General features: G+C 41.2%; 13 protein-coding genes. 12 read left to right on the top strand and 1 reads right to left on the bottom strand.

Annotated elements, in window-relative coordinates:
* Positions 1-20: 20 nt before the first annotated feature.
* Entirely contained in the window at positions 21-494 is a 474-nt protein-coding gene (locus tag FNH22_RS14945) for an Lrp/AsnC family transcriptional regulator (protein ID WP_143399216.1), read from the bottom strand.
* Between the two features lie 165 nt (positions 495-659).
* Here FNH22_RS14945 and ahcY point away from each other — a divergent pair, with 165 nt between their 5' ends.
* The 12 genes from ahcY to FNH22_RS14885 all read left to right on the top strand — a co-directional run bounded on the left by ahcY (position 660) and on the right by FNH22_RS14885 (position 13,530).
* Positions 660-1,961 carry an adenosylhomocysteinase gene (ahcY, locus tag FNH22_RS14940; protein WP_143399215.1) on the top strand — a complete coding sequence of 434 codons (1,302 nt, stop codon included), beginning with the start codon at positions 660-662 and terminating at the stop codon, positions 1,959-1,961.
* A gap of 253 nt (positions 1,962-2,214) precedes the next feature.
* On the top strand, positions 2,215-2,976 hold the full coding sequence (locus FNH22_RS14935; RefSeq protein ID WP_143399214.1) for an NRDE family protein: 762 nt from the start codon (positions 2,215-2,217) through the stop codon (positions 2,974-2,976).
* 62 nt (positions 2,977-3,038) lie between these two features.
* Positions 3,039-3,644 carry a TetR/AcrR family transcriptional regulator gene (locus tag FNH22_RS14930; protein ID WP_143399213.1) on the top strand — a complete coding sequence of 202 codons (606 nt, stop codon included), beginning with the start codon at positions 3,039-3,041 and terminating at the stop codon, positions 3,642-3,644.
* 109 nt (positions 3,645-3,753) lie between these two features.
* A complete protein-coding gene (locus FNH22_RS14925; RefSeq protein ID WP_143399212.1) occupies positions 3,754-4,176 on the top strand; it encodes a thioesterase family protein in 423 nt (140 codons plus the stop codon).
* Positions 4,177-4,191: 15 nt separating this feature from the next.
* On the top strand, positions 4,192-5,061 hold the full coding sequence (locus FNH22_RS14920) for an alpha/beta fold hydrolase (protein ID WP_185154239.1): 870 nt from the start codon (positions 4,192-4,194) through the stop codon (positions 5,059-5,061).
* 203 nt (positions 5,062-5,264) lie between these two features.
* Positions 5,265-5,627 carry an IPT/TIG domain-containing protein gene (locus FNH22_RS14915; protein ID WP_143399210.1) on the top strand — a complete coding sequence of 121 codons (363 nt, stop codon included), beginning with the start codon at positions 5,265-5,267 and terminating at the stop codon, positions 5,625-5,627.
* A gap of 209 nt (positions 5,628-5,836) precedes the next feature.
* A complete protein-coding gene (locus FNH22_RS14910) occupies positions 5,837-8,122 on the top strand; it encodes a BspA family leucine-rich repeat surface protein (protein WP_143399209.1) in 2,286 nt (761 codons plus the stop codon).
* A gap of 254 nt (positions 8,123-8,376) precedes the next feature.
* Entirely contained in the window at positions 8,377-9,099 is a 723-nt protein-coding gene (locus FNH22_RS14905; RefSeq protein ID WP_143399208.1) for an ABC transporter ATP-binding protein, read from the top strand.
* Positions 9,100-9,106: 7 nt separating this feature from the next.
* On the top strand, positions 9,107-9,655 hold the full coding sequence (locus tag FNH22_RS14900; protein WP_143399207.1) for a cob(I)yrinic acid a,c-diamide adenosyltransferase: 549 nt from the start codon (positions 9,107-9,109) through the stop codon (positions 9,653-9,655).
* A 71-nt stretch (positions 9,656-9,726) separates the two neighbouring features.
* Positions 9,727-10,791, top strand: coding sequence for a branched-chain amino acid aminotransferase (locus FNH22_RS14895; protein ID WP_143399309.1), 1,065 nt, complete (start codon positions 9,727-9,729; stop codon positions 10,789-10,791).
* A gap of 114 nt (positions 10,792-10,905) precedes the next feature.
* Entirely contained in the window at positions 10,906-11,415 is a 510-nt protein-coding gene (locus FNH22_RS14890) for a hypothetical protein (protein ID WP_143399206.1), read from the top strand.
* A 102-nt stretch (positions 11,416-11,517) separates the two neighbouring features.
* Positions 11,518-13,530 (top strand): ATP-binding protein, encoded by a 2,013-nt coding sequence (locus FNH22_RS14885; protein WP_143399205.1) that lies wholly within the window; start codon positions 11,518-11,520, stop codon positions 13,528-13,530.
* Positions 13,531-13,550: the final 20 nt, after the last annotated feature.

Below are 13,550 nucleotides of genomic sequence, written 5' to 3'. Positions count from 1 at the left end.
CACGATACTTCAGAGCCCTGTTATAACAGGGTCATGTTGGGGATAGCGGTAGTTCTTTTGATCTCTTTCAGTACAAAAAGGCTTCGTATTTCCCCTACATGTGGTATGGAGGCGATCTTATTGGAATAAAATTCATGATAAGAGTCCAGGTCCTTGGCGATGATCTTGAGCAGGAAGTCACGATCACCTCCTAGCAGATAGCACTCCAGCACCTGGGGGATGTTCATTACCGCGTCGTAAAACTCTTGAGTCTGCTCAAATTTGTTCACCGTCAATGAGCCAGTCAAAAAAACAATAATGGAAGTAGCGATCTTTTGCCGGTCTATTAAAGCAACGTAACGGTCTATGACACCATCGCGTTCCAGTCGTTTTATTCGTTCGTATATTGGGGTTTTAGTGAGATGTAACTCTTGTGCTATCTCATTTACGTTCAATTTAGCATCTTGCTGAAGAAGCCTGAGTATCTCGTGGTCCGTATTATCCAAATGTGCCATGGGAAAAATTCCTATTATAATATTCTGTTAGAAGTCTAATTAGGAATAAAGTCTGTTTGAAGGTTGAAAAAAGGAAAATTTACTAACATTTAGATAAAGCTAAGAGTTTTAGGATGGTTTTATTAGTTTTGTGTAAACTTTTGAAATTTAAAAACTATCAATAAAATGATCGAAGAAAAGTTAAAGTACAAAGTGAAAGATATCTCACTGGCTGAGTGGGGACGTAAGGAAATTGAGTTGGCTGAAGCCGAAATGCCGGGACTGATGTCCATTCGTGAAGAGTACAAAAACGATCAGCCGCTGAAAGGGGCACGTATTGCAGGATGTCTTCATATGACTATCCAAACAGCGGTTTTAATTGAGACGCTGATTGACCTGGGAGCACAGGTAACCTGGTCGTCATGTAATATTTTTTCTACACAAGACCACGCTGCTGCTGCTATAGCCGCTGCAGGTATTCCTGTTTATGCCTGGAAAGGTATGACGGAAGAAGAGTTTGATTGGTGTATCGAGCAAACCTTGGTATTTGAAGATGGTCAACCACTTAATATGATCCTTGACGATGGTGGTGATTTAACAAATATGGTGTTTGATAAGTACCCTCAATATGTCAGTGGTATCAAAGGACTTTCCGAAGAGACTACTACAGGAGTATTGAGATTGATAGAAAGAGAAAAGAATGGCACCCTGGTAATGCCTGCTATAAACGTTAACGATTCAGTGACCAAGTCAAAATTTGACAATAAATATGGTTGTAAAGAATCTTTAGTAGATGCTATCCGACGTGCTACTGATGTTATGATGGCTGGAAAAGTAGCTGTTGTAGGCGGATACGGTGATGTAGGTAAAGGTTCGGCAGCTTCATTAAGAGGTGCGGGAGCCCGTGTAATCGTAACAGAAATTGATCCTATTTGTGCACTTCAGGCAGCTATGGATGGCTTTGAAGTTAAAAAGATGGATGACGCAGTAAAAGAAGCTGACATAGTAGTAACGGCTACAGGCAATAAAGACATCGTACATGGTCGTCATTTTGAAGCAATGAAGGACAAAACCATTGTATGTAACATTGGTCACTTCGACAATGAAATAGACGTAGCATGGTTAAATGATAATGCTACCAGAGATGAGATCAAGCCACAGGTAGATAAATATACTATGGCTAATGGAAATGATATCATTTTGTTAGCGGAAGGTAGATTAGTGAATTTAGGATGTGCTACCGGACACCCTTCATTCGTAATGTCTAATTCATTCACTAACCAAACCCTGGCCCAGTTAGAGCTTTGGAATAATTCTGAAAACTACGAAAACAAGGTATATACACTACCTAAGCACCTTGATGAGAAAGTAGCAGCGCTTCACCTGAGCAAAATAGGTGTGGAGTTAGACGTCCTCACGAAAGATCAGGCCGATTACATCGGAGTGGAAATACAAGGACCTTTCAAAACAGACGCTTACAGGTATTAATAAAAATATCTAATAAATTGAAAAAGAGCTGCCTTCGGACAAGGCGGCTCTTTTAGTTTTTACTATTACCCCTTTGCGCCTCTCCGCCTCTGCGGTTAATCCCATTCTTCTCATTGTCCTGAATAGTCCATAAAGTGTCCTCTGGCAATCAAAATCTGGTTCCCGCACTGACATAAAGCAGAATAACCTTGCATAACATCATCTGAAGTGCCGGGACGTTCGTAAACTTGCTACAGAAAAAGTAAGTTACCCTATGTGCCTCATCCTATTTTCTTATCAACAACATCCTGATTACAAACTTGTAATAGCTGCCAATCGCGACGAATTTTACGATAGACCTACAGAAGAGGCAGGTTACTGGGAAGATGAACCCAATATACTTGCAGGAAGAGATATAGAAGCCGGTGGTACCTGGATGGGGATGAACCACCATGGAAAAATAGCAATGCTCACCAATTTTCGTGACCCATATAATATTAAAACGGACGCTCCTTCCAGGGGAAAACTAGTGAGTGACTTTTTGAAAAAAGATCTCAAAACGGAAGCTTATCTACAAGCTATAGCTGATGAAGGAATGAAATACAATGGTTTTAACCTCATCTGTGGCAATCCGGACCAACTATATTATTACGGCAATTATCAGCAAGGAGTACATCCTGTGCCGGCCGGTATCCATGGGTTGAGTAATGCGTTATTAGATACTCAGTGGCCGAAAGTAGACAAGGGTAAAGTCAAACTTGAAACAGCCCTTAATGCGAACCGTCTGGATATGGAAGTGTTGTTTGATCTATTATATGACAACCAAATGGCGCCTGAAAATGAATTGCCCGATACAGGGATAGGTCTGGATAAAGAGAAAGTGCTGTCTTCCATATTTATTAAAAGTCCGCGATATGGATCAAGATGCTCTACAGTAATAGCGGTGGACAAGAATAATCACGTCCGTTTTGCTGAACGGACCTATGATCTGAAGGACTTTACATTTACAGAAAAACAATTTGAATTCAGATTTTAAGGAGGACGGGTTTTGACTTGTAAATATTATGTCTTATCTTGAGAGACCAACCGGTCGGTACTATGTCTAAAGGATTAACAACAAGAGAAAAGATCATTGTAAAATCGTCAGAGCTGTTCAATGCTTATGGCTACCGTGGGTGTTCCTTAAATGATATTATGAAAGCCACCAATTTACAGAAAGGGGGCATTTACAATCATTTTAAAAATAAAGATGAAATAGCGGCAGAAGCATTTGATTATAATTATAATCGCGTTTTCAAGCGCTTCCGGGAAAGTTTGAAAGAGGCAAAGACCCCGCTGGAAAAGCTTCATAAAATAATTGACGCCTACGTATCCTTTGCCAAAGACCCTATTGTGAAAGGCGGAGGTTGTCCCATATTTAATGCGGCGATGGATGCCACCAATAGTCATCCCGAATTGAAGAGAAAGGCACGAATGGGAATTGAAGGATTACAAACTTATGTGCAGATCAAATTGAACGAAGGAGTAAAGGCCGGTGTGTTCAAGTCTGATATTAAAGTGGAAGAGATGGCAGGTCTTATTATTATGACGTTGGAAGGTGCATTGATAATGGCCCAGGTTAAGGATAATTATGAATGCCTCGACACGGCTTCAAGGTTTTTGAGAGGATATATTGAAACTAATTTGATAGAAAAGGATTATTAAAAAATAGATGTTGTATAGGGCAAAAGATATACGGGTTACTGATAGAAGTTAACAATATCCTTTAAGGACTTATTTTTTTGCCTCAAAACAGACCGAACGGTCTTTAAATATGAATGAATTTAGAACAAGTTTTGAAGTAAGATGGTCAGATGTAGATCCCAATATGCATTTACGCCATACCGTGTACCTGGACTATGCAGACCAGACACGTATCCGTTTTTTTGAGCAACAAGGTTTGTCTTTCAACAGACTACTTGAATTGAATGTTGGCCCCATCATTTTTGGAACGCAATCCAATTTCCTGAAGGAAGTGCTGCTGAGCGAAGAAGTAACCTACGACTGCCGGTTATTGGAACTTTCATCAGACGGCAGAAAATGGGTAATAAAACATAACGTGTACAAATCAGATGGCCAACTGGCCGCTGAACTTACTTATAAAGGTGCGTGGTTCGATTTAAAGGCCAGGAAACTGACGGTACCACCGGAAGAAGTCAGAAATGTAATGAACCTAATGACACCTGTTGAACAATAGATGACCTTAATCTTCATGAAAAAGAAAAGTAAAATACCCTTTGTACTTGTTTTGACCGCCAGTCTTTTTCCTGTCGTGGAGCGGATCTTACCCTGGCTGGCTTATCGTTGGTTTGTGCAGATCTTTTTCTCTACTGCCCGGTATGAACTTCCTCCTCCCGAAAAAGAGATGATCAGCCAGGCTTCCCAACAACAGATCAACTTTGAAGGTAAACGGATCCAGGTTTATGAATGGGGAGAAGGTAAACCCGTCTTGTTTGTTCATGGTTGGATGGGGAGAGCGGCGCAATTCAGAAAATTCATACCAGTATTTGTTGAGGCGGGCTTCAAAGTCATCAGCTTTGATGCTACCGGTCATGGGCTGTCTGATGGGAAAAGGTCCCACCTCATGGAATTTGCCAATATTGTTTCCATGCTTAAAGAAAAATACGGAAAATTTGAAATGGTCGTTGGGCATTCATTAGGTGGTGTGGCCTCTTTACATGCGGTCAATGATCACAAAGTCACCAATAAACTCACCATGATTGCCAGCCCGGCCATTTCAGAAGAAATAGTTACTGAATTTCGAAAAAAGATAGGCGCAAGTGTGAAATGTGAACCTTACTTCTACCACTATATCAAACGTACCTATGGAAAGGACTTTAATGAGTATTCGGCCGGTTATATTATTGCTGACACCAGGGACGTTCAGCTTCAGCTTATATATGATGAAAATGACAAAGAGGTGGGTATTAATAGCGCTCAACTACTTAAGTCAAAGTACCCCGAAACCCGGCTGATCACAACGCAAGGCCTTGGACATACACGAATTTTAAAAGAAAATGAGGTGATCCAAAGCGTGCTGAGCTTTCTGAAGGCATCCAATAAAGCACAAATAGCAGATTAAAGTATTACAAAACCTTAACCCACAGACTTACTGAGCCATTAAATAAATGCGTTGTTCTCATGTCAAGGTAGTTTGATCAGGAACGAATATCAACTAAGGCTATCCCAATATCAAATGAACCTGGCCGGATCCATGAAGTGGTATTGGCCCAATCATAATTGTCTGTAGTTTCCATTACAAATTTTTATTTACAACAATTTGCGATGGAAAAAGTGCTGGCATCCATTTTTTTAGTGGCGGGTCTTTTCGTCATCAAGGTTTGTACGGATAGTGATGTGTCTCATTCCGTTTTAATTCCGACTATTTCAACGTTCAGCCCCAGGTCAGGGGCCGCCGGCACGGAAGTTAAACTCATAGGGACCAATTTTAGTACAATCGTTTCTGAAAATACGGTTTGCTTTAGTGGTAAATTGGCTATTGTCAGTACGGCTTCATCTACTTTGCTGACGGTTAAAGTTCCTGAGAGTGCTACCAGAGGCAGGATCATGGTTAAAGTGGGAGAGCAATCTGCTACCAGCTCGTCTGACTTTATTATTGCAACTACTTTGGGGAAAGCCAGGGAATAATACGGCTGATTTGGGTGTGTCGTTAGAGAAAGCATCATAAATCTTTCCATTGGTAGTTTGATAACCATTGATCGTAATATTCTGTAAATCAGCAAGTTTTGCGAGAATGCCCGTGTTTGTTCATGAGACGATAAAAATTACCTTTAATTTTCAACCTGGCTATTAAGCTTCGAAGACTATATTTACTTAAACAACATTAATGGGTAAATATGAAACGTATACTAGCTTTAACTCTTTTTGGGGCCTTTCTTTATGGCCTCCAGGCATGTGGTGATGATGATTCTTCTGAACCCGAATCCCCCCCGACGATCACCAATTTCACTCCTGCTTCAGGTTCTGTAGGTACGGATGTGACTATTAACGGGACCAATTTTAGTGCTACTCCAACGGAAAATATCGTTTTATTTAATAACGTAGCGGCTACGGTAAGTACCGCTTCTACAACATCATTGACGGTACAAGTGCCTGTAGCGGCTACCACAGGAAAGATCTCTGTGACTGTAGGAGCACAGCAGGTTACCAGCGCGACTGATTTTACCGTTACAGGTGTGGCCGGTGGTGGAGGCATTACCGCACAAGATTTTAATGTTACCATTCCTGAAAACCCTACTTCTGATCAGGTACTGGGGCAAGTGCAGGCAAGCGCTTCTTCCGGCAATGTGACCTTTATCATTTCCCAGCAAAACCCGGAGGGAGCCATGGCCATTGATGCCAATACAGGAGAACTGACCGTAGCCAATGCATTACTATTCGATTTTGAAACTAACAACGAGTTGACCGCGACAATTCAACTGGCCGCGGGAACAGAAGCGATGACTGTTACAGCTACCGTTACACTAACGGATGTAGCGGAAGGGCCTGTAGCCACTTCCCCCTTTACTACTACCTGGCAGACCACCTCGGCGAATGAGTCGATTACCATTCCGGTCAACACGGAAGATTATACCTATAACTATACGGTAGATTGGGGCGATGGTAGTACTGATGTTAATGTAAAAGGGAATGCAGCGCATACCTATACAACGGCTAATACTTATACAGTAAAGATAACCGGAGAGTTTCCTGCGATACGCTTTTCCGATAGTGAAGTAGACAGAAATCAGATACAAAGTATTGAACAATGGGGGGATATGAAATGGCAATCTATGCGTGGTGCTTTCACCAATTGTCAAAATCTGACCTATAATGCTACCAATGCCCCTGACTTATCTGATGTCACCGATATGTCAGGAATGTTTTCAGGTGCAGCTTCATTTGATGGAGATCTTAACAATTGGAATGTAAGTAATGTGACAAATATGTCTAGTATGTTTGCTCGTACAGCCGTATTTAATGGGAACATCAGTAGTTGGGATGTGAGTAAGGTGACCAGTATGCGTTTTATGTTTACGGAAACCATTTCCTTTAACCAGAATATAGGAAGTTGGAATACTATCTCGGTAACAGATATGGGTAATATGTTTTCAGGAGCTACTTCCTTTAATCAGCCTATCGGGGGTTGGAACACAAGCTCAGTCCTATTTATGGATTCTATGTTTGAGGTGGCGACATCATTTAATCAGCCTATCGGCACTTGGAATGTAAGTTCAGTCACTGGGATGAGTTTTATGTTTTCAGGTGCTAGTGTATTTAATCAGCCCATTGGCACTTGGAATGTGAGTGCTGTGACAGATATGTCAGTGATGTTCGCCAATGCTACCTCATTCAATCAGGCCATAGGAAGTTGGGATGTTGGTAAAGTGACCAATATGAGTTTTATGTTTTTCGATGCTGGTACATTTAATCAGCCTATTGGAGGTTGGAATACGAGTGCCGTGACCAACATGAGCAGTATGTTTTCCGGTGCTAGTGCATTTAATCAACCCATTGGAACTTGGAATGTGAGTAGCGTGATTAATATGAGTTTTATGTTTTCCGAGGCCAGCGTCTTTAATCAAAGCATTGGTACTTGGACGATAGATGAAGTGACGGATATGCGTGGCATGTTTTCAGGAGCGCAGTTTTTTGATCAGCCCATAGGAAATTGGACCGTGAGTAAGGTGACCGATATGAATGGAATGTTTGCCGCTGCCTTTGCGTTTAATCAGGATATAGGAGGTTGGAATGTGAGTTCAGTGACAGATATGGGGCTTATGTTTTCCGGTGCTGTTACATTCAACCAGGATATTTCAGGTTGGAATGTTAGTGAGGTGAAGGACATGAAAATTATGTTCGAAAATGCTGACTCCTTTGACCAGAATCTGGGTGGTTGGAATATATCATCTTTGACTGATGCAACAGATATGTTAGGTTCCTCCGGCCTGTCCCAATCGAACTACGATGCTACCTTAGATGGCTGGTCGAAACTGACTACAGTACCTTCTAATGTTACACTGGGTGCTGCTGAGTTGACCTACTGTGCTTTAGGTGAGACAGCAAGAAACGTATTGGAGGGAACTAAAGGATGGACCATAACAGGCGATACAAGAGGGTCCGCAATAGATTGTGGTGAATAGCACAAAAGAATGATGTTTATTTTTTGATGAACATAGGAGGCTGTCTCAATTTTTGAGACAGCCTTTTTTGTGACGTAACCTTAACAAGTAGGACATCGGGCCTGGTTGGACCATCAAATTACTGCAATAACTATTAGGCACTTAATCCTTCTTTTGACCGTTTAAGGAATAATTGCCACCGCTTTATTATTCAATCACGTAATTAGTGATGCAACCTGGCATTTACTATTTTTGATCCGCTTAACACATCGGCCATGACCAAAATAATCGAAACAACCGATATCTCGAAAATCTACAAAATGGGTAACCAAACCGTGGAGGCGCTTAAGTCGATCACCATGGAAATTAACCAGGGCGAATACGTTGCTTTTATGGGGCCGTCAGGTTCCGGCAAATCTACTTTGATGAACATCATAGGCTGTCTCGATACACCCACTGCAGGAACGTATATTTTGAATAACAATGATGTAAGCGATCTGACGGAAAATGAATTGGCTGAGATCAGGAATAAAGAAATTGGCTTCGTATTCCAGACCTTTAACCTGCTTCCACGTGCTACATCGCTGGAAAATGTGGCACTTCCGCTAATCTATGCCGGCTATGGCAAGTCTGAAAGAGAAGAAATAGCCCTTAAGTCGCTTACAAATGTAGGATTGGGAGATCGCGCTGATCACAGGCCTAATGAATTATCAGGAGGTCAGCGTCAACGGGTGGCGATTGCCAGGGCTTTGGTAAATGATCCTTCTATCATCCTGGCAGATGAACCTACCGGTAACCTGGACAGCAAAACATCATACGACATCATGGAGCTTTTTCAACAGTTGCATGACAAGGGCAATACGATCATTATGGTGACCCATGAAGATGATATAGCCCACTATGCACACCGGATTATCCGGCTTCGGGATGGGCTGGTTGAAACGGATGTTTTGAATGATAATGTGACACGCCGCGAAATACAGGCAACTATTGGATGATGAGATTATGAAGGTATATACAAAGACAGGAGATAAAGGAACAACTTCTTTATTTGGAGGGGCCAGAGTGTCGAAGTCCCATATCCGAATAGAATCGTACGGGACAGTGGACGAGCTAAACTCCTACATTGGTCTGCTCAAAGACCAGCCGGTTAACCAGGATCGAAAAGACCTGCTTGAAAACATCCAGGATAAAATGTTTACCATCGGGGCTATATTGGCTACTGAACCTGGTAATAGCAAAGTGAAAGTGCCTACGTTATCTATGGAACACGTTAGTTCACTGGAAGAAGCTATGGATAAAATGGATGAAAGTCTGCCTGCAATGAAAAACTTTGTACTTCCGGGAGGACATCAGTCGGTTTCTTATTGTCATATCACACGTTGTATTTGCCGTCGTGCAGAGCGGTTGACCATTGCCTTGAATGAAACAGAGCCGGTGGATCCCGTGGTCATCCAATACTTAAACCGGTTATCAGACTATTTTTTCGTATTGGCAAGGAAAGTGGCCCTGGAGCTGGATATTACAGAAACACCCTGGCACCCTAACAAATAATACTTTCCTTTTACGTATTTTTGACCTGTTAAAACAGCCGCTGTGAGGTGGAGGACATAAATTTTAATAGTATGATAGATACGTTGAACATCCAGGTGAACAAGACCAGCCATTCCAACATTGGTAAGTTAGATTTTAATAATATTCAGTTTGGGAAACAATACTCAGACCATCTTTTCGTGGCAAAGTATGAGGGCGGGACCTGGAAAGACGTACTTATCGAGCCTTATGAAGACTTACGTATTAGCCCTGCGAGTCCGGCATTGCATTATGGTATATCCATTTTCGAAGGACTAAAAGCCTATAAAAATGATAAAGGTGAGATTTTAGTCTTCAGGCCTGACAAAAACCTGGAACGCCTTAATATTTCTGCCGAAAGAATGTGTATGCCTCTCATTTCAGAGCAGCTTTATTTTGAAGGCCTTAATACGCTTCTGGACCTGGATAGAGACTGGGTACCTTCTACTCCCGGTACCTCACTTTACATACGTCCTTTTCTTATTTCAGATGATGACTTCATAGGCATAAAACCCTCTGAAGATTTTCGTTTTTTGATTATCACCTGTCCTGTAGGTGCCTATTATTCTAAGCCCGTAAAAGTTAAGATAGAGACACATTACACGCGGGCAGCAGAAGGCGGTAGTGGTTATTGTAAAACAGGCTGTAACTATGGCCCGGCGATATATCCGGCCAAACTAGCCCAGAAAGATGGCTATGACCAACTACTTTGGACTGACGGTAAAGAACATAAGTATGTAGAAGAATCCGGCACCATGAATGTCATGTTTATCATGGACGGTAAGCTGGTAACCCCCTCGTTAGGAGACAGCATTCTTAATGGTATCACACGGGATAGTGTGCTTACACTGGCCCGTGACTGGGGCATGGAAGTAGAAGAACGAAGAGTAGCCGTAGATGAGATAATAGCCGCTGCCAGGGAGGGCAGACTTCAAGAGGTCTTTGGAGCCGGAACAGCAGCCACCATAGCCCAGATAGAATCGATAGGCCATGAAGGTACTGACTACTCTCTACCACCGGTGGAAGGGCGTGAATTCTCTAATAAAGTGCTAAAAACACTGGATGATATAAAATATGGTCGGATCGAAGATAAATTCGATTGGATCCATAAAATTTAGTCGTTGAATGGTATCGTTTATCGTGTCATTTTACGTGATAAGCTATTTACAACTTTATAAATGCAATCACACCGGTTGCATTTTTTATTTTCATAGAAACCAAACTTGCCGTACGTGTTTTTACGATTGATACCTCTTCTTCTTTTTTTTGCTTTTTACCACCCAACACAAGCGCAGCGCTACTTAGTACTGAGTAAAGTAAATAAACCCCGAAAGCAGATCATCTTTAATGAAGGAGAAACCATACGCTTTAGGTTGAAAGGAGAACGCTTTTTTACCTCAGCATCTATCCTCGGATTGGGTAATGATGAAATAAGATTCCATTATTACAGGATAAAGTTAGATGAAATAGAAGAAATTGATATTCGTAATAAAAATTTCACCATATTTAATTTTAAAAACTGGTCGGGGATCTTCCTGGTAGCAGGGCCATTATTCTTAGTAATAGACCAGTTCAATCAGACCGCGATCATGAATGAATCCTTTAGGGTGAGTAGTGAAACGGCAACAATAAGCGGTGCATTCGTTGCGACTGGGCTATTGCTTAGAGTGATAGGTAAAAAAAGATGGAAGTGTAATAAAAAGAAGCATCGGATGCAAATTTTAGATTTTAGGGTTAAGTAGATCATTTAGATAATATGACATTAACCATTACCTGTTGTAGGTATTAAAGCATTTATAAGATGTAGTTGAAAAGTACTTTTGCAAGTCAGAGATAGAATACGGATGCCGGCAAAACGACTTATTATTTTATGGATTTTTTTTATCCTGGGATGTACGATATCATCCGCACAGACTCCATATGTTCTGAATGTTGATGTCGTTGATCCCGTATCATTGAATGATCATTGCCTTGTTTATCCTGATTCGACTGGTGAGCTTAGCCTGGAAAGTATCCTTTCAAAAACCATAAAAGGCTATCCTCTTAATGAAGTGGGGGATCTAAAGGAGAATGTCACTTACTGGGGAGTATTCCGGATCAAAAGTAATGCAGGAGCTGATCAGGACCTCTTGTTGGATCTGGGGGAGAATAATTTTGCCGAACTGTATATTTTCAAAGATAGCCTGCTGGCTCATTATGAAACCGGTGAATTGGTAGCAGGGTCGAAGAAACAACTGCCGAACGGTAGGAAAATGAGCACTTTTCCTATTAAGACTTATACAGGAGAAACGGTCACTTTTTATGTTCGTGTGTCTAATTCTCTTCATTTTTCACCGGTTTTAGACCCAATGATCTGTGCCCCTCAGCAATGGTGGCAGGGAAGAAGATTGGAAACAATGCTCCAGGCAATTTTTCATGGTATACTAGGCCTGCTCATCATTTATAGCATCATATTCTTCTTCATGTATCCGCACAGGATCTATGTTTATTTTGCGTTATATGCCGCTACTATAGCACTCTATTTTTTATGGTTTAAAGGAATTTTACATGAATTTATACTTCCTGAATATCCTGGCATAAATATTTATCTATGGTTGTCTGAGGGGCTGGTACAGGTATTCTATATACAGTTTGCCCGGCACTTTCTGGAAACCTGGCACTTGACACCAAAGTGGGATAAGCTGTTTAAATGGATGGTAAGGCTGGGGTATGGTTTTTTTGTGTTCGAAGTAATTCTTTTTATAGTTACTCACAATCGGCCCCTGGTATCCGCTATAACGAATAATTTTGCTTTATTAAACATTCTCATTGGCCTGGTATTCCTGTTTTATCTATACAAAACGAAGAACCGGCTGGCCATTTTTTTTATCTACGGGTCCGCATTATTTGTGTTTTTCTCTTTGTTGGGAGTGGTTTTGTTCCAGTATTTTGATTTTGAACAAGCCATCTATTTTATTCAGGTTGGGAATATATTAGAGCTATTATGTTTCTCCCTGGGTTTAGGCTACAGGGTAGGGCTGTTGCAAAGAGATAAAAGGATTGCAGATCAGCGACTTATTGAGGAATTACGCAAAAATGACATTCTTCAAAAGAAAATAAATGCGCAATTAGGAAAGGCCATAGACACTAAAGATCTGGAGCTAGAGCATAAAAATGAAGAGTTGGAACAATTGGTTGCTGATCTGCAATCGGCTAATTCAGACCTGAAAGCATTTGCCTATTCTATTTCACATGATTTGAAAACACCATTGAGAGGTATTTCATCCATGGCCACGTTCATCGATCAGGATTTTGGCAATGACATGGCCCCCAAGGCCAAAGAATATCTCACTATTTTGCAGGCACGTGTCAAAAAAATGGAAACCCTTTTTAATGGCATATTGGAATATTCTAAATCTACCACTACTGAACAGGTTAAATCTTACATTAACTTGAATACATTGCTCCGCACGGTGGATGAAGTGATTGATCGCCCGGAGGGCATTCAAATTGCTATTGAAAGAAACCTGCCTGGCGTTTATGGTTATCCAACTAAAATGTACCAGGTATTCCAGAACCTCATTGGCAATGCCGTCAAGTTTGTTGATAAGGCAAATGGCAAAATAGAAGTGGGGTATATGGATGAAGAAGACCATTGGAAATTTTTTGTAAAAGATAATGGCTGTGGCATTCATCCGCGAGAAATTGAGCGAATATTCGTGATCTTTAAGACTTCCATGTCCAATGGTAATGAAGGTACAGGTGTAGGGCTATCCATTGTTAAAAGGATTATTGAACAACATGGTGGAAATATCTGGGCCGAATCCAAATTAGGCCAGGGATCTTACTTCTATTTTACCCTTCCAAAACAGGAGTAATTATAATTTTAGTAAAAGCT

This window comes from Fulvivirga sp. M361 (assembly GCF_007097395.1).
Classification (GTDB): Bacteria; Bacteroidota; Bacteroidia; order Cytophagales; family Cyclobacteriaceae; genus Fulvivirga.
The sequence above is the reverse complement of the archived record's forward strand: the minus strand, read 5'-3'. Positions and strand labels throughout refer to the sequence as shown.